This window comes from Variovorax paradoxus, from assembly GCF_030815975.1.
In the GTDB taxonomy this organism is placed as follows: Bacteria; Pseudomonadota; Gammaproteobacteria; order Burkholderiales; family Burkholderiaceae_C; genus Variovorax; species Variovorax paradoxus_N.
Window position 1 is genome coordinate 442,333 of record NZ_JAUSXL010000002.1, and the last position, 24,913, is coordinate 467,245.

The window sequence follows — 24,913 nt, forward strand, 5'->3', positions numbered from 1 at the left end:
CGCCCGGCGCTAACTTCGCGCCATGCGTTCCCTGCAACCCCAACTCCGCCTCTGGGACATCTCGCCGCCCGTGCATGAAGGCACGCCGGTGTTCCCCGGCGACACGCCCTACCAGCAGCGCTGGGCCGCGACCATATCGCCCGATTGCCCGGTCAACGTCAGCGAGATCAAGCTCTCGCCCCACGTCGGCGCGCATGCCGACGCGCCCCTGCACTACGACGCCGAAGGCCAGGCCATCGGCCTGGTCGACCTCGCGCCCTTCCTCGGCCCGTGCCGGGTGATCCATGCCATTGCCAAGGGGCCGCTGATCGAGTGGGAGCACATCGCGCATGCCGTCGACAGCACCCTGCCTCCGCGCGTGCTGGTGCGCACCTACACCGCCATGCCCATCGGCCACTGGGACCCACAGCTCGCGGCCTACGCGCCCGCCACGGTCGAGCGGCTCGCGGCCATGGGCGTGAAGCTGATCGGCATCGACACCGCCAGCATCGACCCGGCCGACAGCAAGACGCTGGAAAGCCACCAGCGCATCCGCCGCCTCGACCTGCGCGTGCTCGAGAACCTCGTGCTCGACGAGGTGCCCGAGGGCGACTACGAACTCATCGCGCTGCCGCTCAAGCTGGTCAGCGCCGATGCCTCCCCGGTTCGCGCCGTGCTGCGCGAGCTTCCCCGCTGAAAACCTGAAACCATGACGACCCTTGCCGATTGCCGCGCGCTCGACGCGCAAGACCCGCTGCGCGCCCTGCGCGACCAATTCACTCTGCCGGAAGGCGTGATCTATCTCGACGGCAACTCGCTCGGCGTGCTCCCCAAGGCCGCCCCCGCACGCATCGCCGAAGTGGTGGCCAAGGAATGGGGCGAGGGCCTGATCCGTTCGTGGAACACCGCCAGCTGGTTCGACCTGCCGCAGCGCCTGGGCGACAAGGTGGCGCGGCTGATCGGCGCCGCGCCCGGCGAAGTGGTGTGCACCGACAGCACCTCGGTCAACCTCTACAAGGTGCTGTTCGCGGCGCTTTCGCAGCAGAAAGACAGCGGGCGGAAACTGGTGGTCAGCGAGCGCAGCAACTTCCCGACCGACCTCTACATTGCGGAGTCGCTGTGCCGCGAGCGCGGCTTCACGCTCAAGCTGATCGAGGCGGGCGAACTGCAAGGTCCGGATTCGGTGCTGACCGGCGAAGTGGCCGTGCTGATGCTCACGCACGTCAACTATCGCACCGGCGCCATGCACGACATGAAAGCCATCACCGCCGCCGCGCATGCCGCCGGCGCGCTCACGGTGTGGGACCTGGCGCACAGCGCGGGCGCCGTGCCGGTTGCGCTCAACGACAGCAACGCCGACTACGCGATCGGCTGCGGCTACAAATACCTGAACGGCGGCCCCGGTGCGCCGGCCTTCGCCTGGGTGCATACGCGGCATGCGGGCAAGTTCGAGCAGCCGCTGTCGGGATGGTGGGGCCACGCCGCGCCTTTCGAGTTCACGCCGCACTATCGCCCCGCCCCGGGCGTGGGCCGCTATCTCTGCGGCACGCAGCCGGTGATCGCGCTGGCGGGGCTGGAATGCGGCCTCGACACCGTGTTGGCCGCCGAATCATTCAACGACACGAACGGCGCCATGGCCGCGCTGCGCAGCAAGTCGCTCGCGCTCACCGACCTGTTCATCGCACTGGTGGAGGAGCGCTGCGCCGGCCAGGACCTCGCGCTTGTCACGCCGCGTGAGCACGCGCGCCGCGGCTCGCAGGTGTGCCTGAGCCGTGACGAAGGCGCCTACGCCATCGTGCAGGCGCTGATCGCGCGCGGCGTGATCGGCGACTACCGCGCCGGCGATTCGCAGATGCCCGACATCCTGCGCTTCGGCTTCACGCCGCTGTACCTCGGCTTCGAGGATGTGTGGAACGCGGTCGAGCATCTGGTGCAGGTGCTCGAGACGGGCGAGTGGCGGCGCGCTGAATTCAACCGCAAGAATGCAGTGACATGAGCACCGAAAAGAGCACGGACAAGAGTCCCGAGAAGATCGTCCACGAGGAAAAGGCGCAGCTGGATTTCAGCGCGTCGATGAGCTATGGCGACTACCTGCATCTGGACGAGATCCTCAACGCGCAGCATCCGCTCTCGCCCGCGCATGACGAGATGCTGTTCATCGTGCAGCACCAGACCAGCGAACTCTGGATGAAGCTGATGCTGCACGAACTGCGCGCCGCCACCGCCTGCATCGCCGAGGAGAAGCTGGCCGACGCCTTCAAGATGCTCGCGCGCGTGAGTCGCATCATGGAACAGCTGGTGAGCGCATGGACCGTGCTCTCGACCATGACGCCGCCCGAGTACACGGCAATGCGCCCCTACCTCGCCAACTCCAGCGGCTTCCAGAGCGCGCAGTACCGCTGCATCGAGTTCGCGCTCGGCAACAAGAACGCCGCCATGCTCAAGCCCCATGCCCATCGGGCCGACCTGCTGGCGCAGGTGGATGCGGCCTACCGCGCGCCTTCGCTCTATGACGAGTCGCTGCGCCTGCTCGCGCGCCACGGCCTGCCGGTACCCGCCGACCGGCTGGAGCGCGACTGGACCCAGCCGTATGAAGCCAGCGACGGTGTGGAAGCGGCCTGGCTCACGGTGTACCGCAACCCGCACGACCACTGGGACCTGTACCAGCTCGGCGAGAAACTCACCGACCTGGAAGACGCCTTCCGCCTCTGGCGCTTTCGCCACGTGACCACGGTCGAGCGCGTGATCGGCTTCAAGCGCGGCACGGGCGGAACGGGCGGCGTGAGCTACCTGCGCAAAATGCTCGATGTGGTGCTGTTCCCCGAAATCTGGAGGCTGCGCACCGATCTGTGAGCTATCGCTTGCCCCGCTTGCCCCATCTGCCTGAAGCGCTACATTGGTTGGCAACAACAACGGAGGCCCTGCCATGAACGATGTCCAGTTCTCGCTCGAAGAGCTTGCTACCTTGCGCGAGCATGGCGTGGTCCTGTTCGCAGGCCGCGTGATCTTCGAGGCCCAGCCGCCCATGTCCGCGCAGCGGATCCCCGCCATCGAAGCGCTGTGCGCCGGCCCGCTTCCCGAGGCGCTGGCCGCGCTGTGGCGGCAAACGGCAGGCGGCCGGCTCGACTACGACCTGTCGCTGCCGATGAACGGCAACGCGGAATCCATCAGCTGGTCAGAACTGTTCTGGGACGGCAGCGACGGCTATCGCGACCTGCAGGGCTGGATCGAGCATGAACAGGAACTGGCCGAAGAGGCCGCCAAGGAAGAAGGCCGCCCATGGAGCGGCAAGCTCACGCACCTGCCCTTCGGCGGCTTCGAATACCTCGACCGCGTCTACGCGGTGGTGGAGCCCGGCCCCGAGCACGGACGCATCGTCGCGTGGAAGCACGGGCTGCCGCCGGCGTGGACGCATGCGCTGCACGAAGACAGCGTGAGCACCGTCGCGCCCGACCTGCGCGGCGCCTTCGCGGCGCTGCACCTGGACGAGGACCCGCTGGCGCCCACCGGCGACTATTTCTCGGGCCAGGCGCTGCTGCAATACCTCGACGACCGGCACCAGGACCACGGCCTGGACCTCGACCTGATGGACAAGCTGGTGGCCTTCTATTGCCGCGCGGTGGTCGACTGGCGCACGCCGCTGGCCGAAGGAACGCTGCGCCGGCTGCCGGCCATCGCGCGTGCTGCGCTGCACCACGCCATTGGCACCGACAACGCGGAACTGGTGGCCGAACTCGCGGCCGCGGGGGTGAGCTTCGACGGCCCGCACGAGGGCAGCGCGCTGGCCACCGACGTGGCCATTGCCCAGGGCGCCTTCGCCGCGGCCATGGCGCTGGTGCGCGCGGGCGCGCCGGTGGCGCGCGACGCCTTGGGCAACGTCGACGGCCAGATTTCGCCGGAGCTCACGAGTGCGCTGCTCGCCAACGGGGCGGAACCCGGCGTGGCGGCCATCGTCAAATGCGCGGCCTGCGGCGCGCCCGCCAGCGCGCACCTGATCGCCGATGCATGCGCACAGGCCGGCATCGATGTGCCGCCCGCCTTCGTCATCGAGCGCGATGCGACGCTGGCCGAACTCGAAGCCACGCTGCTCGAGGTGCGGGAAGGCACGCATGGCCACTACCTGGGTGCCGAAGGCCTGGCCGAACGCATCGAGCACCTGCAGGCCTTCAGGCTCTGAGCGCACTCGGCGCGGCTGCCCTCAGCCGCCGTACAGCCAAGGCTGGTCCAGCAACCGCGCGCCCAGCGTGCGCATCGCCAGGTCGCGGCCGATGCGCACCGCACCGGCCGCATGAAAGATCTGCCCGTTGCGCCGGGCCTTCGCCTGCACGAGGGCGTTGCGCTGCCAGCGCGCCTCGGCGTAGCGCGCGAAGGCGGCCGGCACATCGGCCGCATTGCCTTGGCCCAAGGCCTCGGCCAGTGCCACCGAATCCTCGATGGCCATGCCTGCGCCCTGCGCCAGGTAGGGGACCATCGGATGCGCGGCATCGCCGACCAGCGCCACGCGCTCGTGGGCCATCTCGGCCGCGGAGGCCAGCGGCGGACGGTCGCTGAGGGTCCAGGCACGCCAGCCGGGCATGGCTTCGAGCAACGCCTGCAAGGCGCCTCCGCTGCGGCCCGTGGCCTGCTGCAGCGCGGCAAGGCTGCTGGCCTGGTTCCAGTTGCGCGCGTCGCCGGCCGGCGCGGATTCTGCGATCACCACCACGTTGAGCCAGGCGCCGCTGCGCACCGGATACGCCACCGCATGCAGGCGCGGGCCGAGCCATACATCGATCCCGTGGCGGCGCAGGGCCTGCGGCAGCGCGGCCTGCTCGATCGTCGCGCGCCAGGCCGTGTGGCCGGTGGCGTGCGGCGGCTCGGCTGCGGATGGCACATCGAGGCGTTGCCGCGCGACGCTCCAGAGCCCGTCGGCGCCGACCAGTGCCTCGCCCTCCCAGGCGCGGGCGCCGCTGCTCGAAATGCACACGAGATCGTCGCTGGTTTCGACCTGCGCGATGCGCGCATCGGTCACCAGGGTGCCGGTGCCGCGGGCGCGCACCGCTTCGAGCAGCAGTGCATGCAGGTCGGCGCGGTGCACGCAGAAGTAAGGGGCGCCGTAGCGCTCGCGCATGGCGTCGCCCAGCGGCAGGCGGGCCAGTTCGGTGCCGCTGCCCGCGCTGCGCACCACCAGGGCATCAGGTCGCGCGGCGATGGCCTCCAGGCCTTCGGCCAAGCCCAGCTGCGCGAGACGCCGCGTGACGTTGGGGCCCATCTGGATGCCGGCGCCAATTTCAGCGAACACGGGCGCCTGCTCGAAGACATCGACGCGGTGGCGGCCGCGGGACAGTGCCAGCGCAGCAGAAAGCCCCCCGATGCCGCCCCCGACGACGAGGATGTGTGCGGGCATCGGCCTCAGCGGCTGCGCGTGGGCAGCGGGCCGTGGCCGGCTTTTTCGGATTCGGGTTTGGGGCCGGGCGTCTTGGGACCGCAGCTGCCGCAGCTGTCGCAGGAGCCGCAGCCCGAGGTCTTGGCGAGCGAGGCCGCCAACTGCTCGGCGCGCTCCGGGTCGACCAGCCCGGCACGTTGCGTGCCGGCCGCGAGCTTGTGCGCGGCGCTGCGCCGCCAGCCCGCAGGCATCCAGCGCCAGACCGCGTAGAACGCGGCGGCCGCGACGATCAATCCGACGATCAGTTGCTGTGTCATGTCCATTTACTCCAACGCGCGTTCGAGACTAACCCAGAAACATCGCGCAAACCTTGCGGCAGCTCATCCGGCGCCCAGCGCCACCGCCACGCGATAGGTAATGAAGCACGCCAGATAGGCCAACGCGAACAGGTAGCCAGCCATGATCCAGACGTACTTCCATGATCCGGTTTCGCGCTTGACCGCCGCCAGCGTCGAGATGCACTGCGGCGCAAACACGTACCAGACCAGCAGCGACAGCGCCGTCGCCAGCGACCAGCTGCCCGCGATCAGCGGCTCGAGCTGGCCCGCCACGTCGTCGCCGCTGGCCGAGAGCGCGTACACCGTGCCGAGCGCGCCCACCGCCACTTCGCGCGCCGCCATGCCCGGCACCAGCGCGATGGAGATCTGCCAGTTGAAGCCGATGGGCGCAAAGATGTGCTCCAGGCCGCGGCCGATCATCCCCGCCAGGCTGTACTGGATGGCCGGGCCCGTGGCGCCTTCGGGCGGCGACGGAAAGGTCGACAGGAACCACAGCAGGATGGTGAGCGTGAGGATGATCGTACCCACGCGCTGAATGAAGATCCACGCCCGCTCGTAGAGCCCCAGCGCCAGGTTGCGCAGGTTCGGCCAGCGGTAGGCCGGCAGCTCCATCATCAGCGGCGAATGCTGCTTGCTGTCGCGGAAGCGCTTCATCACCCAGGCCACCGCCATGGCCGAGACGATGCCGAAGACATACAGCGCGAACAGCACCACGCCCTGCAGGTTGAATACGCCGCCCACGGTGCGCGCCGGAATGAAGGCCGCGATCAGCAGCGCATAGACCGGCAGGCGCGCCGAGCAGGTCATGAGCGGCGCGATCATGATGGTGGTGATGCGGTCGCGCCAGTTGCTGATGGTGCGCGTGGCCATCACGCCGGGAATCGCGCAGGCAAAGCTCGACAGCAGCGGAATGAAGGAGCGGCCCGAAAGCCCCACGGTGCCCATCACGCGGTCGAGCAGGAAGGCCGCGCGCGGCAGGTAGCCCGAATCTTCCAGCGCCAGGATGAACAGGAACAGGATCAGGATCTGCGGCAGGAACACGATCACGCCGCCCACCCCGGCAATCACGCCGTCGACCAGCAGGCTCTGCAGCATGCCCTCGGGCATGTGGGCCTTCAGCAGGTTACCCAGGCCTTCGGTGCCGGCCTTGATGGCGTCCATCGGCACGTTGGCCCAGCTGAACACGGCCTGGAACATCAGGAACATCGTGACCGCGAGCACCAGCATGCCCCACACCGGATGCATCACCACGCGGTCGATGCGGTCGCTGGTGGCCAGGCTCCCGACCGGCTCGCGCACGGCCATGCCGAGGATGCGGCGCACCTCGCGTTGCGTGGCCAGCACGTCGTCCAGCCCCGGCGGCTGCCAGGGTCGTTGCGGCGCAGCGGCGGCCACCGGCGCATCGAGGGCTTCGAGCAGGCCCTGCGCGCCGCCCGACTGCACGCCCACGGTCTCGATGACCGGCACGCCCAGTTCGCGCGACAGCACGGCCGTGTCGACCGCAATGCCCTGCTTCCTGGCCATGTCGGTCATATTGAGCGCCACCACCATCGGCAGGCCCAGGCGCTTGGCCTCGAGCACGAGCCGCAGGTTGAGCCGCAGATTGGTGGCATCGGTCACGCACACCAGCAGGTCGGGCAATGCCTCGCGGCTTTGGCCGGTGACCACGTCGCGCGTCACGGCCTCGTCGGCGCTCAGCGCGTTGAGGCTGTAGGCGCCCGGCAGGTCGAGCACGAACACGCGGCGGCCCGACGCGGTGCGCAGCAGGCCTTCCTTGCGCTCGACCGTCACGCCGGCATAGTTGGCCACCTTCTGGCGGCTGCCGGTGAGCAGGTTGAACAGCGCCGTCTTGCCGCAGTTCGGATTGCCCAGCAGCGCAATGCGCCCTGGCTGCGCGGTGGCGGCGAGGCGCCCCGGCCCCTGGATGACGGCTTCAACCATGGCTTGCGCCTTCCGGCAGGCCCGGTGCCACATGAATCAGCGCGGCCTCGTGGCGGCGCAATGCGAAAGTGGTGTGGCCCAGCCGCACCGCCAGAGGCTCGCGCCCCGGAAGCCCGCTGGCCACGATGCGCACGGCTTCGCCCGGCACGAAACCGATCTCCGTCAGGCGCAGGACCAGGTCGCGGTCGTCCGCGCCATCCGGGCGGGCCACGTCGAGCACCGTGGCCCACTGGTTGTCGAGAAGCTGGTCGAGCCGCAGGCCGGAAGTTGCCAGCACGGCGGTGCCGAAATTGTTGGTTTGCACGGTAAGAAAGTGCGCCGGATTCCGAACGCGCCAATTGAGCAAAAGCTAGATGCTATCAATTCTCAATCGCAGAAACCTGACCAAGGCCTTTTGACCTCGCGGGCTCAGCCCAATTCGATGATGCGGGCGGTCACCGCATCGTCGACAACAATGAGTTCGGCAACGGCAATCGGCAATTTGAATCGGCGCGGGCCGGCACTGCCCGGATTGACGTAGAGCACGCCGCCGCGCTCCTCGATCTTCGGCTTGTGGGAGTGGCCGGACACCACCACGCGGACCCCGGCAGGGGCGACGGCGAGTTGGGACAGATCGTGTATCGCATGCACGAGCACCCCGCCCGCCTTCAGGAAGGCCGCCTCCGCGATGTGGGCGGCCCACGGTTCGCGATCGTTGTTGCCCCGCACCACGGTCAGCGGCGCGATGGCGGCGAGCGCTTCGAGGATGCCGGCATCGCCGATGTCCCCGCCATGCACGATGAAGTCGCTGCCCTGCAGCGCCGCCACGGCCTGCGGGCGCAGCAGGCCGTGGGTGTCGGAGATGAGGCCGACCCGGATCAAGCCGCGAGCAGTTGCCGGAGCACGAACGGCAGGATGCCGCCGTGCTTGTAGTAGTCGACCTCGATCGGCGTGTCGATGCGCAGGCGCACCGTCACCTCCTGGTGGCTGCCGTCGGCGCGGTGCACGACGAGCTTCACGTCCATCTGCGGCTTGAGTTGGCCGCCGATCACCACGTCGATTTTCTCGTCGCCCGTGAGGCCCAGCGCCTGCCACGAATCCGCGCCGCGGAACTGCAGCGGCAGCACGCCCATGCCGACCAGGTTGGCGCGGTGGATGCGCTCGAAGCTGCGCGCCACCACGGCCTTGATGCCCAGCAGCTGCGTGCCCTTGGCGGCCCAGTCGCGCGACGAGCCGGTGCCGTACTCTTCGCCGCCGAACACCACCGTCGGCACGCCTTGTTCCATGTACTTCATGGCGGCGTCGTAGATGAACATCTTCTGGTTGCCGGGCTGGAACAGCGTGACGCCGCCCTCTTCCTGCGTGCCGTTGATGTCGGGCGGAATCATCAGGTTCTTGATGCGCACGTTGGCGAAGGTGCCGCGCATCATCACGTCGTGGTTGCCGCGCCGCGAGCCGTAGCTGTTGAAGTCGGCCTTGGAGACGCCGTGCGCCTTGAGCCAGATGCCCGCGGGCGAGCTTTCCTTGATGGAGCCGGCCGGCGAGATGTGGTCGGTGGTGATCGAGTCGCCGAAGAGCGCCATGACCCGCGCGCCCCTGAAGCCCGCGTCCGAGGCGTGCGGCTCCATCTTGAAGCCTTCGAAGAACGGCGGCTCGGCGATGTAGGTCGACTTGGGCCAGTCGTAGACCTGCCCGTTCGTGCCCTCGATGCTGCTCCAGAACTTGCCCGGGTCGGTCTTGACCTTGTCGTAGTTCGCGCGGAACGACTTGGCGTTCATCGCATGGCGCAGGTTCTGGTCGATTTCCTTCGGGCTGGGCCAGATGTCGCCCAGGTACACGTCGCGGCCGTTTTTGCCCTTGCCCACGGGCTCGGTCATCAGGTCGACCATCACGTTGCCCGCGATCGCGAAGGCCACCACCAGCGGCGGCGAGGCCAGGAAGTTGGCCTTCAGGTTCGGATGGATGCGCGCCTCGAAGTTGCGGTTGCCCGAGAGCACGGCCGCGCCGACCAGGTCGTTCTTGATGATGGCGTCGTTGATCTCGGGCGTCAGGTCGCCCGCATTGCCGATGCAGGTGGTGCAGCCGTAGCCGGCCAGGTAGAAGCCCAGCTTCTCGAGGTACGGAAGCAGCCCCGCCTTCTCGAGGTATTCGGTGACGATGCGCGAACCCGGCGCGAGCGAGGTCTTGACGTGCGGCTTGACCGTGAGGCCCGCCTCCACCGCCTTCTTGGCCAAGAGGCCGGCCGCGAGCATCACGCTCGGGTTGGAGGTGTTGGTGCACGACGTGATGGCCGCGATCAGCACGTCGCCGTTGCCGATGCTCACGCCGTCCTTGGGGGCCGGGGGCGCAGTCGCGCTCACATGGGCGGCCGCCTTGGTCGAACGGTTGGCCACCATCTCGACCACGTCGCGCGGCGCGCCGGGCGGCGGCGGCGTGGCTTCCTCGTCATCGCCCTGGCCGTTGGCGGCCAGCGGATAGCGCAGCTTCAGGCGCTCGGGCGGCTGGTTGAAGCCGTTGGCGTCGTTGGGCTTGCTGAAGAGTTCGGAGAACTTGGTCGACAGGTGGCCCAGGTCGATGCGGTCCTGCGGCCGCTTCGGGCCCGCAAGGCTCGGCGACACGGTGCCGAGGTCGAGCTTGACGATCTTGGTGTAGTCGATGTCGCCGGGCGCCGGCATGCCGAACAGGCCCTGCGCCTTGTAGTAGGCCTCGAAGCGCTCGACCTCTTCCGCGGTGCGGCCGGTGCCTTCGAAATAGGCCACGGTCATCTCGTCGACCGGGAAGAAGCCCATGGTGGCGCCGTACTCGGGCGCCATGTTGCCGATGGTGGCCCGGTCGGGCACCGTGATGGAGGCGGCGCCGGGGCCGAAGAATTCGACGAACTTGCCCACCACCTTCTCGGCCCGCAGGATGGCCGTGACGTACAGCACCAGGTCGGTGGCGGTGACGCCTTCGCGCAGCTTGCCGGTGAGCTCGAAGCCCACCACGTCGGGCGTCAGCATGTACACCGGCTGGCCCAGCATGGCGGCCTCGGCCTCGATGCCGCCCACGCCCCAGCCGACCACGCCCACGCCGTTGATCATGGTGGTGTGGCTGTCGGTGCCCACCAGCGAGTCGGGGTAGTACACCGGCACCTCGGCGTCGTCGCTCGCGCTCTTGTAGACGCCGCGCGCAAAGTATTCGAGGTTGACCTGGTGCACGATGCCGAAGCCCGGCGGCACCACGCGGAAAGTGTCGAAGGCCTGCATGCCCCACTTCATGAACTGGTAGCGCTCGTTGTTGCGCTGGAACTCGAGCTTCATGTTGAGGTCGAGCGCCTGGGGCGTGCCGTAGTAGTCGACCATCACCGAGTGGTCGACCACCAGGTCGACCGGCACCAGCGGCTCGATGGTCTTGGGCGACTTGCCGAGCTTGGCGGCCACGCTGCGCATGGCGGCCAGGTCGGCCAGGAGCGGCACGCCGGTGAAGTCCTGCAGCACCACGCGGGTGACGACGAACGGAATTTCGTCGGTGCGGTCCGCATTGGGCGCCCAGCGGGCCAGCTCTTCGACATGCTTGGCCGAGACCTTCTTGCCGTCGCAGTTGCGCAGCACCGATTCGAGCACGATGCGGATCGACACCGGCAGCCGGCCGACGGTGGGATATTGCCTGGCCAGTTCCTTCAGCGACCAGTACTTGCCGGACTTGCCCGATGCGGTCTTGAAGGTCTTGAGGGTGGACGCAAAGGCGTGCGCCGGTGCTTTGGCCATTGAGGAACTCCTGATTGTTCGTGGAAGCTCTTCAAGGATAGCGGGGAACAATGCCTGCTGCTGTAGTCTGTCTTCCAACTCATGCCTTCGAGGCGCGGCGTTCCTCATCGCGAAAAATGCCGGGTGGATGGGCGTTGCCGGCATCCCGCGCCTTCAAGCCAGGGCCATGTCCGCGCCGCCGCGGGTGCGGCGAATCTCCTTCGGGTGGTACGCCGCAAGCCAGTCCTGCCGCGTTGGAGCCGATGATTCCGCGCGGCCTGCATCGCGTCGATGACCTGGGAGGTCATGGCGCCGCATCGAGGCCGCGCCAGAATGCGGGCCATGAACACCACCCGTACCCACTCCACCCAGGCCGGCCAGCCCGGTGCGCGCGATCCGTTCGGTGCCCACCTGCGGCACTGGCGCACCCGCCGCCGGCTGAGCCAGCTCGATCTGGCCCAGGAAGCCGAGGTCTCGACCCGCCACCTGAGCTATGTGGAGACAGGCCGCGCCGCGCCCAGCCGCGAGATGGTGCTGCGCCTGGCCGAGCGGCTCGACGTTCCGCTGCGCGAGCGCAACGCGCTGCTGGTGGCCGCGGGCTTCGCGCCGATGTACAGGCAGCGCTCGCTCGACGATCCGGCCATGGCCTCGGCCCGGCGCGCGGTGGACCTGGTGCTCAAGGGCCATGAACCGTTTCCTGCACTGGCCGTCGATCGGCACTGGAACCTGGTGGCGCACAACGCGCTGGTGCCGATGCTGATGGCGGGCGCAGCGCCCGAACTGGTGAAGCCGCCCATCAACGTGCTTCGCCTGAGCCTGCATCCCGAGGGGCTGGCTCCGCGCATCGCCAATTTCGCGCAGTGGCGCACCCATCTGCTGGAACGGCTGCAGCAGCAGATTGCGGCCACCGGCGACACGGTGCTGCAGGCCCTGCACGACGAACTCGAAGCCTATCCCGCGCCCCAGGTGAGCCACGACACACCCGCCTCGGACATGGACCTCTCAGGCGTCGTGGTGCCCTTTCAACTGGCCACGCCGAACGGCGTGCTGAGCTTCATCAGCACCACCACCATCTTCGGCACGCCGGTGGATGTCACTTTGCAGGAACTGGCGGTGGAGTCGTTCTTTCCGGCCGATGCGCAGACGGCGGCGGCGCTGGCAGAGATGGCGAAGCAGGCGGCGGGTTGAGGGCTCGGAAGCGAACCCGTACGTAAAAAAGCCCCGCCGAAGCGGGGCTCTTGTTCAATGCGCGAAGCGCCTGAGGATCAGGCCGCGACTGCGGCGCCGGCCTCGGTCTTGTAGTCGTCGATCTTGTCGAAGTTCAGGTACTGGTAGATCTGCGCGCTCGATGCGTCGAGCACGCCCGTTGCGGCCATGTACTCCTCGCGCGTCGGGATGCGGCCCAGGCGCGAGCAGATGGCGGCCAGCTCGGCCGAGCCGAGGTAGACGTTGGTGTTCTTGCCCAGGCGATTCGGGAAGTTGCGGGTGCTGGTCGACATCACCGTGGCGCCTTCGCGCACCTGCGCCTGGTTGCCCATGCACAGCGAGCAGCCCGGCATTTCGGTGCGCGCACCGGCGTTGCCGAACACGCCGTAGTGGCCTTCCTCGGTGAGCTGCTGCGCGTCCATCTTGGTGGGCGGTGCGATCCACAGCTTGACGGGGATGTCGCGCTTGCCTTCGAGCAGCTTCGACGCGGCGCGGAAGTGGCCGATGTTGGTCATGCACGAGCCGATGAACACTTCGTCGATGACCGCGCCGGCCACGTCGCTGAGCGTCTTCACGTCGTCAGGGTCGTTCGGGCAGGCCACGATGGGTTCGTGGATCTCGGCCAGGTCGATCTCGATCACGGCGGCGTAGTCGGCGTCGGCATCGCCCTTGAGCAGCTGCGGGTCCGCGAGCCAGGCTTCCTGCGCGGCGATGCGGCGTGCCAGCGTGCGGGCGTCGGCATAGCCTTCGGCAATCATCCACTTCATCAGCGTGATGTTGCTGTTGATGTACTCGATGATCGGTTCCTTGTTCAGGTGCACCGTGCAGCCGGCGGCCGAGCGCTCTGCGGACGCATCGCTCAGTTCGAAAGCCTGCTCCACCTTCAGGTCCGGCAGGCCTTCGATCTCGAGGATGCGGCCCGAGAAGATGTTCTTCTTGCCTTGCTTGGCCACCGTCAGCAGACCCGACTTGATGGCGTACAGCGGAATGGCGTTGACCAGGTCGCGCAGCGTGACGCCGGGCTGCATCTTGCCCTTGAAGCGCACGAGCACCGATTCGGGCATGTCCAGCGGCATCACGCCGGTGGCTGCGGCAAAGGCCACGAGCCCCGAGCCGGCCGGGAAGCTGATGCCGATGGGAAAGCGGGTGTGGCTGTCGCCGCCGGTGCCCACGGTGTCGGGCGTCAGCAGGCGGTTGAGCCAGGAATGGATCACGCCGTCGCCCGGGCGCAGCGAAACGCCGCCGCGGTTGGCCATGAACTCGGGCAGTTCGTGGTGCATCTTGACGTCGACCTTCTTCGGGTACGCCGCCGTGTGGCAGAACGACTGCATCACGAGGTCGGCCGAGAAGCCCAGGCAGGCCAGGTCCTTGAGCTCGTCGCGCGTCATCGGGCCGGTGGTGTCCTGCGAGCCGACCGAGGTCATCTTGGGTTCGCAATACGTGCCCGGGCGCACGCCGGTGCCTTCGGGCAGGCCGCAGGCGCGGCCGACCATCTTCTGCGCGAGCGAGAAGCCCTTCTTGGTGTCGACCGGGCTGGTCGGCAGGCGGAACAGCGTCGACACGGGCAGGCCCAGCGCTTCGCGCGCCTTGGTCGTGAGGCCGCGGCCGATGATCAGCGGAATGCGGCCGCCGGCGCGCACTTCGTCGAACAGCACGTCGCTCTTGACGGCGAATTCGGCGATGACCTTGCCCTCCTTCAGCGCCTTGCCCTCATAGGGACGCAGCTCGACCACGTCGCCCATGTTCATCTGGCTCACGTCGAGCTCGATGGGCAGTGCGCCCGAGTCTTCCATGGTGTTGTAGAAGATCGGCGCGATCTTGCCGCCGAGGCAGACGCCGCCGAAGCGCTTGTTGGGCACGAAGGGAATGTCTTCGCCGGTGAACCACAGCACCGAGTTGGTGGCGCTCTTGCGCGACGAACCCGTGCCGACCACGTCGCCGGCATAGGCCACGAGGTGGCCGCGCGCGCGCAGGTCTTCGATGAACTTCACCGGGCCGCGCTTGCCGTCTTCTTCAGGGACGATGCCGGGGCGGGCGTTCTTGTGCATCGCCAGCGCGTGCATCGGAATGTCGGGACGCGTGGTGGCGTCGGGTGCGGGAGAAAGGTCGTCGGTGTTGATTTCACCGGCCACCTTGAAGATGCTGACTGTGATGCTTTGCGGCACTTCGGGACGGCTGGTGAACCATTCGGCATCGGCCCAGCTTTGCAGCACGCCCTTGGCGTGCACGTTGCCCTTGTCGGCCTTTTCCTTGACGTCATGGAACTGGTCGAACATCAACAAGGTTTTCTTCAGGCCCTCGGCCGCCGTGCTGCCTACTTCGGCGTCGTCGAGCAGGTCGATCATCGGGCTGATGTTGTAGCCGCCGAGCATGGTGCCGAGCAGTTCGGTGGCACGGGCGCGCGAGATGAACGCGTTCTTCTCGGTACCGTGGGCCACGGCCGCCAGGTAGCTCGCCTTGACCTTGGCCGCGTCATCGACGCCGGCGGGCACGCGATGGGTGAGCAGATCGAGCAGGAAGGCACCGTCTTTGGCATTCGCGCTCTTGAGGAGCTCGATCGCTTCGGCGGTTTGCTTCGCGCTCAATGGCAGCGGCGGAATGCCGAGCGCGGCGCGTTCGGCAACATGGTCAACGTAGGCTTGCAACATCTTCTTTTCTCCGGAAACTGGCTGGCTGGCGGGCGTGCGGTACGGCAAGCAAGAGCCGCGCCGCACCCCGTGTGTGGACTCTTACTTCTTGGCCGCGTCGGCGCCTTCGAACAGGCTCTTGGGCGGGTTCTTCTTCATTTCTTCGGCAAACGCGACCTGCTCTGCCGTCTGGCATTCGTCGGCAATGCGCAGGCCGGCCTTCTGGTTCATCAGCATCGACTTGTTGCCCAGCTGCAGCCACATGGCGCCGGCACGGGGGTCTTCGAGGCGGATGGCGCCGGTGCGGCTTTCGACCGGGTGCATGCGGTACTTCACGCCCTTGGTCGACACGTTGAAGAAGCCGGGCTTCTTCTCGTCGGGCGCCACGGTCACGTCGGCGCCGAGTTCGCACTGGGCCTTGCCGACGGAAACGCGCTGGGCCACGGCCAGGTCGGCGTCGGTCAGCACGATGTTGGTTTCATCGGCAACGGGCGTGACTTCCTCGACGGCCTTGGCGGCCTTGCGGGTGACCTGCTTCTTGGCGGGCGCCTTCTTGGCTTCGGACTTGGCCGGGGTGGTCTGCGCCGTGGCGGCGAACGGGAGCGCCAGGGCCAGGGCGGCGATCAGGGCAATTTTCTTCATGGGTGGTGTTTCCTTGAGGCTGGATTCGGAAGTTTCAGGAGGCCGCGAGTGCAAACCAGGCTTTTGCCTCTGGAGGCAGCGCGCGCCCTGTTGCGTGGGCACGTGTCAGCACTTGCCAGAAATGGCGATAGCTCGCGCGGTCGTGCAATGTGCCATCAATTTGGGTCGGAGCCCAATCTGCGAGGGCCGCATTTGTAATGATTCTTGTGGCAATTTGAATTTGGGCCTCGTCCGGCGCAAAAGCCTCCAGGATGGGGCGGATCTGGTTCGGATGGATGCTCCACATGCGCGTATAGCCGAATTCGGCGGCTGCCTTGCGGGCTGCCGTGCGCATGGCATCGGTGTTGCTGAACTCGGTGACCACGCAGTGCGAGGGCACCTTGCCGTACGCATGCGCGGCGGATGCGATGGCCAGCTTGGCACGCACCACCAGCGGATGCGTGAACTGCCCGACCGCGCCCATGCCCTCGGCAGGAATGGCGCCCGCATGGGCAGAAACGAAGTCCATCAAGCCGAAGCTCAGCGATTGCAAGCGCGGATGTGACGCAATGTCGAACGCGTTGTGCACAGCCAGCGGCGATTCGATCAGCACATGCAGCGGCAGCGCATCGGCATCTGCCGCCTCGAGCGCCGCCACCGCCTGGGCCACATCGGCCACGGATTCCACCTTGGGCACCATCAGGTGGCTGAGCCGGTGGCCGGCGCGGCCGGCTATGGTGACCACGTCGCCGGCGAAGGCGGGATGGTCCACCGGGTGAACGCGCACGCCCACCCGCATGCCCGGCCTGGCGGCTAGCGCGAGTTCGGTCACGAGCGCGGCATGCTCCGCCTCGCCGCCCACGGGGGCGCCGTCTTCGCAGTCGAGGGTGACGTCGAACACGCAGGCGCCGAATTCGTCGGCCATCTCGGCCTGCAGCGCGAGGCTCTTCTTCATGCGGGCTTCGACGCCGCTGTAGTGGTCGCACACGGGCAACGTCACGGCGCCGGCCTGCGCGCCAAGCAGCACTTCACCCGGATGCATTGTTTTCGTCATGCTTTTCTCTGCGCCACGATGAACATGCGCGGGAACGCCAGCAATCGCTTGCCGTCGGTACGGGCCGGATAGGCCTGGTCCACGCGGCGCTCGTATTCGGCCAGGTAGCTGGCCTGCAAGTCGGCCGGCAGGCGGTCGACAAAGGGCTTCAGCCCCGTGCCGCGCACCCACTCGACAATGGCCGCGGCATCGGCCATGGGGTGCTGGTAGATGGTGTGCCACACATCGACCCTGGCCGCGTCGGGTGCGAGCAGGTCGTAATAGCCGCCGAGCGGCAGCAGCAGGGTGCGCAGCCGGTCGGCATTGCCGATGGGCTCGGCCCAGGGCGCCTCGGCAGCCACGGCCCGCATCAGGCGGTGCGTGGGCTCCTCGCGATTGTCGGGCATCTGGAGGGCAAGCACGCCACCCGGGGCCAGCGCAGCGAACAGGCGCGGGATCAGCGTCTGGTGATCCGGCACCCACTGCAGGGCCGCGTTGGCGTAAATGAGGTCGGGCGCTTCTTGCGGCGCCCAGGTCGCGATGTCGCTCAACTCGAAGCGCGCCTGCGGCAGGCGCTCGCGCGCGCTGGCCAGCATGGCTTCGGAGTTGTCGGTCCCGGTGACTTGCGCCTGCGGGAACCGGTGGGCCAGCAGTTCGGTGGAATTGCCCGGGCCGCAGCCGAGGTCGACCACGCGGGCCGCCTCCGGCAACGGCACCCGCGCCAGGAGTTCCTGTGCGGGGCGGGTGCGCTCGTCCTCGTAGCGACGGTAGAGCGCGGGGTTCCAGTCGAGCATGCCGGCCGGTCCTGCTTAGATCAGGTGCGCAACGCCGGCTTGTTCGCCTTGCAGCTCTTCGAGCGTCTTGTTGATGCGTTCCTGGCTGAAGGCATCGATTTCCAGGCCTTCGACCAGCTTGTACTCGCCGTTTTCGCAGGTGACCGGGAAGCCGAACATCGTGTCCTTCGGAATGCCGTACTGGCCGTCCGACGGAATGCCCATGGTGACCCACTTGCCGTTGGTGCCCAGGGCCCAGTCGCGCATGTGGTCGATGGCGGCGTTGGCGGCCGAGGCAGCCGACGACAGGCCGCGCGCTTCGATGATGGCTGCGCCGCGCTTGCCGACGGTCGGCAGGAAGGTGTTGGCGTTCCATTCCTGGTCGTTGATCAGCTTGGCAACGCTTTCGCCCTTGATGGTGGCAAAGCGGTAGTCGGCGTACATCGTGGGCGAGTGGTTGCCCCAGACGACGAGCTTCTCGATGTCGGCCACGGCCTTGCCGGTCTTGGCGGCGATCTGGCTGGCAGCGCGGTTGTGGTCCAGGCGCAGCATGGCGGTGAAGTTCTTGCGCGGCAGGTCGGGGGCGCTCTTCATCGCGATGTAGGCGTTGGTGTTGGCCGGGTTGCCGACCACCAGCACCTTGACGTTGCGGCTGGCCACGGCGTTCAGCGCCTTGCCCTGGGCCGTGAAGATGGCGCCATTGACGGCCAGCAGTTCGGCACGCTCCATGCCCGGGCCGCGCGGACGCGAACCGACCAGGAGGGCGTAGTCGGCATCCTTGAAGGCGGTCATCGGGTCGCCGTGGGCTTCCATGCCGGCCAGCAGCGGGAAGGCGCAGTCGTCGAGCTCCATCATCACGCCCTTGAGCGCCTTCTGGGCTTTCTCGTCGGGGATTTCGAGCAGTTGCAGGATGACCGGCTGGTCTTTGCCGAGCATTTCGCCGGACGCGATACGGAACAACAGGGCGTAACCGATTTGGCCGGCGGCACCGGTGACGGCAACGCGGACGGGTTTTTTGCTCATGGGAAGACTCCAGAAGATGATGAAACGGTATCGGCGGGCGCGCGGGGCGCCGATGGTCCTGCAGGGCGGGAATCCTTCCCGCGGCGCGGACCGGCCCGCATTTTAAGCCGATTCGATGAGCCTCGTCTTATGTCTTATATAAGATATGCTCCAAGGTTCCGCCACGGCGCACCCACCGCTGCCATGAATGCCTCCTCCGTCCTCGAAGATTCCGCGACGCCCTCCTTCAGTCCGCTCTACCAGCAGATCAAGACTCTGATCCTGCAGAGCCTGCAGGCCGGCGAGTGGAAGCCCGGCGAGCCGATTCCGAGCGAGATGGATCTTGCGGTGCGCTACCGCGTGAGCCAGGGCACGGTGCGCAAGGCCATCGACGAGCTCTCGGCCGAAAACCTCGTGGTGCGGCGCCAGGGCAAGGGCACCTTCGTCGCCACGCATGCCGAGCAGCATGTGCAGTACCGCTTTCTCAAGCTCGTGCCCGACGTCGGCACCCCCAGCTCCGAAGGCCCGGCCGAGCGCACCATCGTTGATTGCCGCCGCCAGCGCGCCTCGGCCGACGTGGCGCGCGCGCTGGGCCTGCGCACGGGCGACGCGGTGCTGCAGGTGCGGCGCGTGCTCGCCTATGCGGGCGTGCCCACCATCCTCGAGGATCTCTGGCTTCCGGGTGCGCCTTTCAAGGGCCTCACCGCCGAGCGGCTGCGGGCCTGGCCGGGTCCGATGTACGCGATGTTCGAAACCGAATTCGGCGTGCGCATGGTGCGCGCCGAAGAAAAAATCCGCGCCGTGCTGCCCGATGCGGAGCAGGCCGCGCTGCTCGACGTGCCGCTGCAGATGCCTTTGCTGAGCGTGGAGCGCCTCGCTCACACCTACCACGACATGCCGATGGAATTGCGCCGCGGCCTGTATCGCACCGACACACACCACTACCGCAACCAGCTCGGTTGAGCGCGCATCCAGATGGCATCACGACTCAACCGCATCGCGGGACCCAAGACCCGGGCGCAACACGCTGCGAACTCGATAGCATCCGACTGCAGCGCTGCGCCGACACGGGCACCTCCGCCACGCAATGGTGCATTGCAATAGAATTTTGCGTTGTTTGCATTCCCCAGAAGAAACAAAAGCGTTCGCTCTCAGAACAAGCCACAAAGCCACGAAAGCCTCCCCCCAATGACAGAGCTTGCAACTCCTCCCCGGCCGCCGCGCCGCGAATTCCGAAACATCAACGCCTTCACCGATCTCACGACCTACCGGCTGCCGCCGGCCGGCATCGTGTCGATCCTGCACCGCGTGAGCGGCGTGATCATGTTCCTGCTGCTGCCGTTCATCATCTGGATGTTCGACACCTCGCTTTCGTCCGATTACTCCTTCGCCAGGTTCAAGGCCGCGTTCAACAGCGGCCTTGGTTTCGTTCCGGGCTGGTTCATCAAGCTGGTGGCTCTCGCGCTGATCTGGGCCTACCTGCACCACTTCATCGCCGGCCTGCGCCACCTCTGGATGGACGTGAGCCACGCCGCCGTCACCAAGGAGTTCGGCCACACCTCGGCCGTGGTCACGCTGGCCCTGAGCATCCTGCTCACCGTGGTGCTCGGCGCCAAGCTGTTCGGCCTGTACTGAGAAGGAGCCCACCATGTCTGTGAACTACGGCTCCAAGCGCATCGTCGTCGGTGCACATTACGGTCTGCGCGACTGGCTCAGCCAGCGCATCACCGGCGGCCTGATGGCGCTCTTCACGATCATCCTGCTCGCGCAGCTGATCTTCTCGCGCGGCCCCATCGGCTACGACCTCTGGGCCGGCATCTTCGCCGCGCAGTGGATGAAGGTGCTGACCTTCTCGGTGATCGTCGCCCTGCTCTATCACGTGTGGGTCGGCATGCGCGACGTGTGGATGGACTACGTCCAGCCCGTCGGCATTCGCCTTGCCCTGCAAATTTTCACCATCGTCTGGCTTGTCGGTTGTGCGGGTTGGGCCATTCAAGTGCTTTGGAAGATCTGAGGACCCCATCCCCACCATGACCTACACAAAAGAACAAATCACCAAGCGCAAGTTCGACGTCGTGATCGTCGGCGCCGGCGGCTCCGGCATGCGGGCCTCGCTGCAACTGGCCCGCGCGGGCCTCAACGTGGCGGTGCTCTCCAAGGTGTTCCCCACCCGTTCGCACACGGTTGCCGCGCAAGGCGGCGTGGGCGCGTCGCTCGGCAACATGAGCGAGGACAACTGGCACTACCACTTCTACGACACGATCAAGGGTTCCGACTGGCTCGGCGACCAGGACGCGATCGAGTTCATGTGCCGCGAAGCCCCGAAGGTCGTGTACGAACTCGAGCACTTCGGCATGCCCTTCGACCGCAACCCCGACGGCACCATCTACCAGCGTCCGTTCGGCGGCCACACGGCCAACTACGGCGAGAAGCCCGTGCAGCGCGCCTGCGCCGCGGCCGACCGCACCGGCCACGCGATGCTGCACACGCTCTACCAGAAGAACGTCGAGGCCCGCACCCAGTTCTTCGTCGAATGGATGGCGCTCGACCTGATCCGCGACGCCGAAGGCGACGTGGTCGGCGTGACCGCGCTCGAAATGGAAACCGGCGACCTGCACGTCCTGCAGGCCAAGACCGTGCTGCTGGCCACCGGCGGCGCGGGCCGCATCTTCCAGGCCTCGACCAACGCCTTCATCAACACCGGCGACGGCCTGGGCATGGCCGCGCGTTCGGGCATTCCGCTGCAGGACATGGAGTTCTGGCAGTTCCACCCGACCGGTGTAGCCGGCGCCGGCGTGCTGCTGACCGAAGGCTGCCGCGGCGAAGGCGCCATCCTGCTCAACAGCAACGGCGAACGCTTCATGGAGCGCTATGCGCCCACGCTGAAAGACCTGGCGCCGCGCGACTTCGTCTCGCGCTCGATGGACCAGGAAATCAAGGAAGGCCGCGGCTGCGGTCCCAACAAGGACTACGTGCTGCTCAAGCTCGACCACCTCGGTGCCGAGACCATCCACAAGCGCCTGCCCTCGGTGTACGAAATCGGCGTCAACTTCGCCAATGTCGACATCACCAAGGAGCCGATTCCCGTGGTGCCGACCATCCACTATCAGATGGGCGGCATCCCGACCAACATCAACGGCCAGGTCGTGATCCAGCAGGGCGACCAGAACAGTGCCGTAGTGAACGGCCTCTATGCGGTGGGCGAATGCTCCTGCGTGAGCGTGCACGGCGCCAACCGCCTGGGCACCAATTCGCTGCTCGACCTGCTGGTGTTCGGCCGCGCGGCCGGCAACCACATCGTCGAGTTCAACGACAAGCTGAAGGAGCACAAACCGCTGCCGGCCGATGCTGCCGACCGCACGCTGGAGCGCCTGAACCGCCTCGAAGCGGCCACCACCGGCGAATACGCGCAGGACGTGGCGGGCGAAATCCGCGCCGTCATGCAGCAGCACGCCGCCGTGTTCCGCAAGCAAGCCTCGATGGACGAAGGCGTGGTCAAGATCGCCGCCGTGCGCGAGCGCGTCAACGCCATTGGCCTCCAGGACAAGTCCAAGGTGTTCAACACCGCGCGCATCGAGGCGCTCGAAGTCGACAACCTGATCGAAGTGGCGCAGGCCACCATGGTCTCGGCCGCCGCCCGCAAGGAATGCCGCGGCGCGCACACGGTCGAAGACTACGAACGTCCGGCCGATGACCCGGTCGCGCCGCTCGGCCGCGACGACGCCAACTGGATGAAGCACACGCTCTGGTACAGCCAGGACAACCGCCTCTCCTACAAGCCGGTCAACCTCAAGCCGCTGACGGTCGACTCCGTTCCTCCCAAGGTCCGTACGTTCTAAAAGCAAGAACAACATCACAAGGTTTCACGATGAAGCGCACATTCCAGATCTACCGTTACGACCCGGACAAGGACGCCAAGCCCTACATGCAGACCATCGAGATCGAACTCGACGGCCATGAGCGCATGCTGCTCGACGCCCTGATGAAGCTCAAGGCGCAGGATCCCACGCTGTCGTTCCGCCGCTCGTGCCGCGAAGGCGTCTGCGGCTCCGACGCGATGAACATCAACGGCAAGAACGGCCTCGCCTGCCTGACCAACATGCTCACGCTCAAGGGCACGATCGTGTTGAAGCCGCTGCCGGGCCTGCCCGTCATCCGCGACCTGATCGTGGACATGACGCAGTTCTTCAAGCAGTACAACTCGATCAAGCCGTACCTGCAGAACGACAACGTGCCGCCCGAGAAGGAGCGCCTGCAGTCGCCCGAAGAGCGCGACGAGCTCAATGGCCTGTACGAGTGCATCCTGTGCGCGAGCTGCTCCACCAGCTGCCCGAGCTTCTGGTGGAACCCCGACAAGTTCGTGGGTCCGGCCGGCCTGCTGCAGGCCTACCGCTTCATCGCCGACAGCCGCGACGAAGCCACCGCCGAACGTCTGGACAACCTCGAAGACCCGTACCGCCTGTTCCGCTGCCACACGATCATGAACTGCGTCGACGTGTGCCCGAAGAACCTCAACCCGACCAAGGCGATCGGCAAGATCAAGGAACTGATGGTGCGCCGCGCCATCTGATCTTTTTCCGAGAGAAACCATGCAAACCGCTGCCGAACTCGCACAGCCGATCAGCGAACGCGCGCTGAGCAAGCTGAAATGGCGCTGCCGGCGCGGCCTGCTCGAGAACGACCTGTTCATCGCCCGCTTCTTCGAGCGGCACGAATCCCGCATGACCAATGGGCAGGCGGGGGCGATGGAGACATTGATGGACCTGTCGGACAACGATCTCCTCGATCTTCTCCTGCGAAGAAAGGAGCCCGAGCCCGCATGGGCCGGGGCCGAGGTGGTCGAGTTGCTGCAGCTGATGCGCACCGACGGCGCGCAGCGTCCCGCAACCTCCGTTTCCTCTTCGCCCTCCTGAATACTCCTCTGAAAGAAACCCGAAATGAAAGCTTCCGATATCAAGGCCACGCTGTCGTTCAGCAACGGCGGAGACAGCGTCGAACTGCCGATCTACAAGGGCACCGTCGGCCCCGACGTGATCGACATCCGCAAGCTCTATGCGCAGACCGGCATGTTCACCTATGACCCGGGTTTCATGTCGACTGCCGCATGCCAGTCGGCCATCACGTACATCGACGGCGACAAGGGCGAGCTGCTGTATCGCGGCTACCCCATCGAGCAGCTCGCAACCAACTGCGACTTCATGGAGACCTGCCACCTGCTGCTGTACGGCGAACTGCCGGACCAGGCCAAGAAGACCAACTTCACCAAGCTCGTGACCAACCACACGATGGTCAACGAGCAGATGCAGTTCTTCCTGCGGGGCTTTCGCCGCGACGCGCATCCGATGGCCATCATGACCGGCCTGGTGGGCGCGCTGTCGGCCTTCTATCACGACAGCACGGACATCAACAATCCCGAGCACCGCGAGATCGCCGCGATCCGCCTGATCGCGAAGATGCCCACGCTCGTGGCCATGGCCTACAAGTACACGATCGGCCAGCCGTACATGTACCCGAAGAACGACCTGAGCTATGCGGGCAACTTCCTGCACATGATGTTCGCCACGCCGTGCGAGGAGTACAAGGTGAACCCGGTGCTCGAGCGCGCGCTCGACCGCATCTTCATCCTGCACGCGGACCACGAGCAGAACGCCTCGACCTCCACCGTGCGCCTGTGCGGCTCGTCGGGCACCAACCCCTTCGCGGCCATTGCGGCCGGCGTGGCCTGCCTCTGGGGCCCGGCCCACGGCGGCGCCAACGAAGCGGCGCTCAACATGCTCTACGACATCCAGAAGGAAGGCGGCGTGGAGAAGATCGGCGAGTTCATCAAGAAGGTCAAGGACAAGAACTCGAACGTCAAGCTCATGGGTTTCGGCCACCGCGTGTACAAGAACTACGACCCGCGCGCCAAGCTGATGCAGGAAACCTGCAACGAAGTACTGACCGAGCTGGGCTTGGAGCAGGACCCGCTGTTCAAGCTTGCCAAGGAGCTCGAAAAGATCGCGCTGGAAGACGAGTACTTCGTGTCGCGCAAGCTCTACCCGAACGTCGACTTCTACTCGGGCATCGTGCAGCGCGCCATCGGCATCCCGGTGCCGCTGTTCACCGCGATCTTCGCGCTGGCCCGCACGGTCGGCTGGATTGCCCAGCTGAACGAAATGATCGGCGACCCCGAGTACAAGATCGGCCGCCCGCGCCAGCTGTTCGAAGGCTCGCCCAAGCGCGACGTGCAGCCCATCGGCAAGCGCTGATCGTCGCTTCCGGCGTTCATCCCTGAAAGCTGCCCTCGGGCAGCTTTTTTGCGTCTTGGCTGACATGCGGCGCCGGGAA

The 24,913-nt window shown here is 66.8% G+C and carries 23 protein-coding genes; 12 read left to right on the forward strand and 11 right to left on the reverse strand.

Translation table 11 applies throughout. From position 1 onward, the window contains the following. Window positions 1-22: 22 nt before the first annotated feature. The 4 genes from kynB (at window position 23) to QFZ47_RS05900 (ending at window position 4,156) form a co-directional block, all read left to right on the forward strand. Entirely contained in the window at window positions 23-676 is a 654-nt protein-coding gene (gene kynB / locus QFZ47_RS05885) for an arylformamidase (protein ID WP_307654755.1), read from the forward strand. A 12-nt stretch (window positions 677-688) separates the two neighbouring features. Then, window positions 689-1,975: a kynureninase gene (gene kynU / locus QFZ47_RS05890; protein ID WP_307654756.1), complete on the forward strand. Its 1,287-nt coding sequence runs from the start codon at window positions 689-691 to the stop codon at window positions 1,973-1,975. After that, window positions 1,972-2,832: a tryptophan 2,3-dioxygenase gene (gene kynA / locus QFZ47_RS05895; protein ID WP_307654757.1), complete on the forward strand. Its 861-nt coding sequence runs from the start codon at window positions 1,972-1,974 to the stop codon at window positions 2,830-2,832. Before kynU ends, kynA begins: the two co-directional genes overlap by 4 nt. A 73-nt stretch (window positions 2,833-2,905) precedes the next feature. Continuing rightward, complete coding sequence (locus QFZ47_RS05900; RefSeq protein ID WP_307654758.1) at window positions 2,906-4,156, forward strand: SMI1/KNR4 family protein; 1,251 nt, start codon at window positions 2,906-2,908, stop codon at window positions 4,154-4,156. A gap of 21 nt (window positions 4,157-4,177) precedes the next feature. Here QFZ47_RS05900 and QFZ47_RS05905 read toward each other — a convergent pair whose 3' ends face one another. The 6 genes from QFZ47_RS05905 to QFZ47_RS05930 form a co-directional block, all read right to left on the reverse strand. Next, entirely contained in the window at window positions 4,178-5,362 is a 1,185-nt protein-coding gene (locus tag QFZ47_RS05905) for an FAD-dependent monooxygenase (protein ID WP_307654759.1), read from the reverse strand. 5 nt (window positions 5,363-5,367) lie between these two features. After that, on the reverse strand, window positions 5,368-5,658 hold the full coding sequence (locus tag QFZ47_RS05910; protein ID WP_307654760.1) for a DUF6587 family protein: 291 nt from the start codon (window positions 5,656-5,658) through the stop codon (window positions 5,368-5,370). Window positions 5,659-5,721: 63 nt separating this feature from the next. Then, window positions 5,722-7,620, reverse strand: coding sequence for a ferrous iron transporter B (feoB, locus tag QFZ47_RS05915; RefSeq protein ID WP_307654761.1), 1,899 nt, complete (start codon window positions 7,618-7,620; stop codon window positions 5,722-5,724). Further along, on the reverse strand, window positions 7,613-7,924 hold the full coding sequence (locus QFZ47_RS05920) for a FeoA family protein (RefSeq protein WP_307654762.1): 312 nt from the start codon (window positions 7,922-7,924) through the stop codon (window positions 7,613-7,615). Before QFZ47_RS05920 ends, feoB begins: the two co-directional genes overlap by 8 nt. A gap of 104 nt (window positions 7,925-8,028) precedes the next feature. Then, entirely contained in the window at window positions 8,029-8,481 is a 453-nt protein-coding gene (locus tag QFZ47_RS05925; protein ID WP_307654763.1) for a metallophosphoesterase family protein, read from the reverse strand. Continuing rightward, on the reverse strand, window positions 8,478-11,345 hold the full coding sequence (locus QFZ47_RS05930; RefSeq protein ID WP_307654764.1) for an aconitate hydratase: 2,868 nt from the start codon (window positions 11,343-11,345) through the stop codon (window positions 8,478-8,480). Before QFZ47_RS05930 ends, QFZ47_RS05925 begins: the two co-directional genes overlap by 4 nt. Before the next feature lie 321 nt (window positions 11,346-11,666). Here QFZ47_RS05930 and QFZ47_RS05935 point away from each other — a divergent pair, with 321 nt between their 5' ends. Next, complete coding sequence (locus tag QFZ47_RS05935) at window positions 11,667-12,512, forward strand: helix-turn-helix domain-containing protein (RefSeq protein WP_307654765.1); 846 nt, start codon at window positions 11,667-11,669, stop codon at window positions 12,510-12,512. A gap of 77 nt (window positions 12,513-12,589) precedes the next feature. On the opposite strand, the gene QFZ47_RS05940 is transcribed toward QFZ47_RS05935, so the two are convergent. From QFZ47_RS05940 to QFZ47_RS05960, 5 genes are all read right to left on the reverse strand, one after another. Further along, the gene (locus QFZ47_RS05940) at window positions 12,590-15,178 is read right to left on the reverse strand and encodes a bifunctional aconitate hydratase 2/2-methylisocitrate dehydratase (protein WP_307654766.1); all 2,589 of its coding nucleotides are present in this window, start codon (window positions 15,176-15,178) and stop codon (window positions 12,590-12,592) included. Window positions 15,179-15,259: 81 nt separating this feature from the next. Beyond that, window positions 15,260-15,799, reverse strand: coding sequence for a hypothetical protein (locus QFZ47_RS05945; RefSeq protein WP_307654767.1), 540 nt, complete (start codon window positions 15,797-15,799; stop codon window positions 15,260-15,262). A 34-nt stretch (window positions 15,800-15,833) separates the two neighbouring features. Then, complete coding sequence (locus QFZ47_RS05950) at window positions 15,834-16,832, reverse strand: HpcH/HpaI aldolase/citrate lyase family protein (protein ID WP_307654768.1); 999 nt, start codon at window positions 16,830-16,832, stop codon at window positions 15,834-15,836. Next, the gene (tam, locus tag QFZ47_RS05955) at window positions 16,829-17,605 is read right to left on the reverse strand and encodes a trans-aconitate 2-methyltransferase (RefSeq protein WP_307654769.1); all 777 of its coding nucleotides are present in this window, start codon (window positions 17,603-17,605) and stop codon (window positions 16,829-16,831) included. Before tam ends, QFZ47_RS05950 begins: the two co-directional genes overlap by 4 nt. A gap of 15 nt (window positions 17,606-17,620) precedes the next feature. After that, entirely contained in the window at window positions 17,621-18,607 is a 987-nt protein-coding gene (locus QFZ47_RS05960) for a malate dehydrogenase (RefSeq protein WP_307654770.1), read from the reverse strand. Between the two features lie 183 nt (window positions 18,608-18,790). Here QFZ47_RS05960 and QFZ47_RS05965 point away from each other — a divergent pair, with 183 nt between their 5' ends. The 7 genes from QFZ47_RS05965 to gltA all read left to right on the forward strand — a co-directional run bounded on the left by QFZ47_RS05965 (window position 18,791) and on the right by gltA (window position 24,834). Next, window positions 18,791-19,549, forward strand: a complete 759-nt coding sequence (locus tag QFZ47_RS05965; RefSeq protein WP_307654771.1) for a GntR family transcriptional regulator — start codon at window positions 18,791-18,793, stop codon at window positions 19,547-19,549. 225 nt (window positions 19,550-19,774) lie between these two features. After that, window positions 19,775-20,221, forward strand: a complete 447-nt coding sequence (gene sdhC / locus QFZ47_RS05970) for a succinate dehydrogenase, cytochrome b556 subunit (protein WP_307654772.1) — start codon at window positions 19,775-19,777, stop codon at window positions 20,219-20,221. A gap of 13 nt (window positions 20,222-20,234) precedes the next feature. After that, complete coding sequence (gene sdhD, locus QFZ47_RS05975; RefSeq protein WP_093434813.1) at window positions 20,235-20,600, forward strand: succinate dehydrogenase, hydrophobic membrane anchor protein; 366 nt, start codon at window positions 20,235-20,237, stop codon at window positions 20,598-20,600. Window positions 20,601-20,616: 16 nt separating this feature from the next. Further along, on the forward strand, window positions 20,617-22,425 hold the full coding sequence (sdhA, locus tag QFZ47_RS05980) for a succinate dehydrogenase flavoprotein subunit (protein ID WP_307654773.1): 1,809 nt from the start codon (window positions 20,617-20,619) through the stop codon (window positions 22,423-22,425). Between the two features lie 29 nt (window positions 22,426-22,454). Next, window positions 22,455-23,156: a succinate dehydrogenase iron-sulfur subunit gene (locus tag QFZ47_RS05985; RefSeq protein ID WP_055804283.1), complete on the forward strand. Its 702-nt coding sequence runs from the start codon at window positions 22,455-22,457 to the stop codon at window positions 23,154-23,156. A gap of 19 nt (window positions 23,157-23,175) precedes the next feature. Continuing rightward, window positions 23,176-23,499: an FAD assembly factor SdhE gene (locus tag QFZ47_RS05990; protein ID WP_021006167.1), complete on the forward strand. Its 324-nt coding sequence runs from the start codon at window positions 23,176-23,178 to the stop codon at window positions 23,497-23,499. 24 nt (window positions 23,500-23,523) lie between these two features. Then, window positions 23,524-24,834: a citrate synthase gene (gltA, locus tag QFZ47_RS05995; protein ID WP_307654774.1), complete on the forward strand. Its 1,311-nt coding sequence runs from the start codon at window positions 23,524-23,526 to the stop codon at window positions 24,832-24,834. Window positions 24,835-24,913 lie beyond the last annotated feature (79 nt).

What these genes read in the sequence shown, in the direction of transcription:
- kynB (WP_307654755.1), top strand. Translation starts at nt 23, where the DNA reads ATGCGTTCCCTGCAACCCCAACTCCGCCTCTGGGACATCTCGCCGCCC.
- kynU (WP_307654756.1), top strand. Translation starts at nt 689, where the DNA reads ATGACGACCCTTGCCGATTGCCGCGCGCTCGACGCGCAAGACCCGCTG.
- kynA (WP_307654757.1), top strand. Translation starts at nt 1,972, where the DNA reads ATGAGCACCGAAAAGAGCACGGACAAGAGTCCCGAGAAGATCGTCCAC.
- QFZ47_RS05900 (WP_307654758.1), top strand. Translation starts at nt 2,906, where the DNA reads ATGAACGATGTCCAGTTCTCGCTCGAAGAGCTTGCTACCTTGCGCGAG.
- QFZ47_RS05905 (WP_307654759.1), bottom strand. Translation starts at nt 5,362, where the DNA reads ATGCCCGCACACATCCTCGTCGTCGGGGGCGGCATCGGGGGGCTTTCT.
- QFZ47_RS05910 (WP_307654760.1), bottom strand. Translation starts at nt 5,658, where the DNA reads ATGACACAGCAACTGATCGTCGGATTGATCGTCGCGGCCGCCGCGTTC.
- feoB (WP_307654761.1), bottom strand. Translation starts at nt 7,620, where the DNA reads ATGGTTGAAGCCGTCATCCAGGGGCCGGGGCGCCTCGCCGCCACCGCG.
- QFZ47_RS05930 (WP_307654764.1), bottom strand. Translation starts at nt 11,345, where the DNA reads ATGGCCAAAGCACCGGCGCACGCCTTTGCGTCCACCCTCAAGACCTTC.
- QFZ47_RS05935 (WP_307654765.1), top strand. Translation starts at nt 11,667, where the DNA reads ATGAACACCACCCGTACCCACTCCACCCAGGCCGGCCAGCCCGGTGCG.
- QFZ47_RS05940 (WP_307654766.1), bottom strand. Translation starts at nt 15,178, where the DNA reads ATGTTGCAAGCCTACGTTGACCATGTTGCCGAACGCGCCGCGCTCGGC.
- QFZ47_RS05945 (WP_307654767.1), bottom strand. Translation starts at nt 15,799, where the DNA reads ATGAAGAAAATTGCCCTGATCGCCGCCCTGGCCCTGGCGCTCCCGTTC.
- QFZ47_RS05950 (WP_307654768.1), bottom strand. Translation starts at nt 16,832, where the DNA reads ATGACGAAAACAATGCATCCGGGTGAAGTGCTGCTTGGCGCGCAGGCC.
- tam (WP_307654769.1), bottom strand. Translation starts at nt 17,605, where the DNA reads ATGCTCGACTGGAACCCCGCGCTCTACCGTCGCTACGAGGACGAGCGC.
- QFZ47_RS05960 (WP_307654770.1), bottom strand. Translation starts at nt 18,607, where the DNA reads ATGAGCAAAAAACCCGTCCGCGTTGCCGTCACCGGTGCCGCCGGCCAA.
- QFZ47_RS05965 (WP_307654771.1), top strand. Translation starts at nt 18,791, where the DNA reads ATGAATGCCTCCTCCGTCCTCGAAGATTCCGCGACGCCCTCCTTCAGT.
- sdhC (WP_307654772.1), top strand. Translation starts at nt 19,775, where the DNA reads ATGACAGAGCTTGCAACTCCTCCCCGGCCGCCGCGCCGCGAATTCCGA.
- sdhD (WP_093434813.1), top strand. Translation starts at nt 20,235, where the DNA reads ATGTCTGTGAACTACGGCTCCAAGCGCATCGTCGTCGGTGCACATTAC.
- sdhA (WP_307654773.1), top strand. Translation starts at nt 20,617, where the DNA reads ATGACCTACACAAAAGAACAAATCACCAAGCGCAAGTTCGACGTCGTG.
- QFZ47_RS05985 (WP_055804283.1), top strand. Translation starts at nt 22,455, where the DNA reads ATGAAGCGCACATTCCAGATCTACCGTTACGACCCGGACAAGGACGCC.
- QFZ47_RS05990 (WP_021006167.1), top strand. Translation starts at nt 23,176, where the DNA reads ATGCAAACCGCTGCCGAACTCGCACAGCCGATCAGCGAACGCGCGCTG.
- gltA (WP_307654774.1), top strand. Translation starts at nt 23,524, where the DNA reads ATGAAAGCTTCCGATATCAAGGCCACGCTGTCGTTCAGCAACGGCGGA.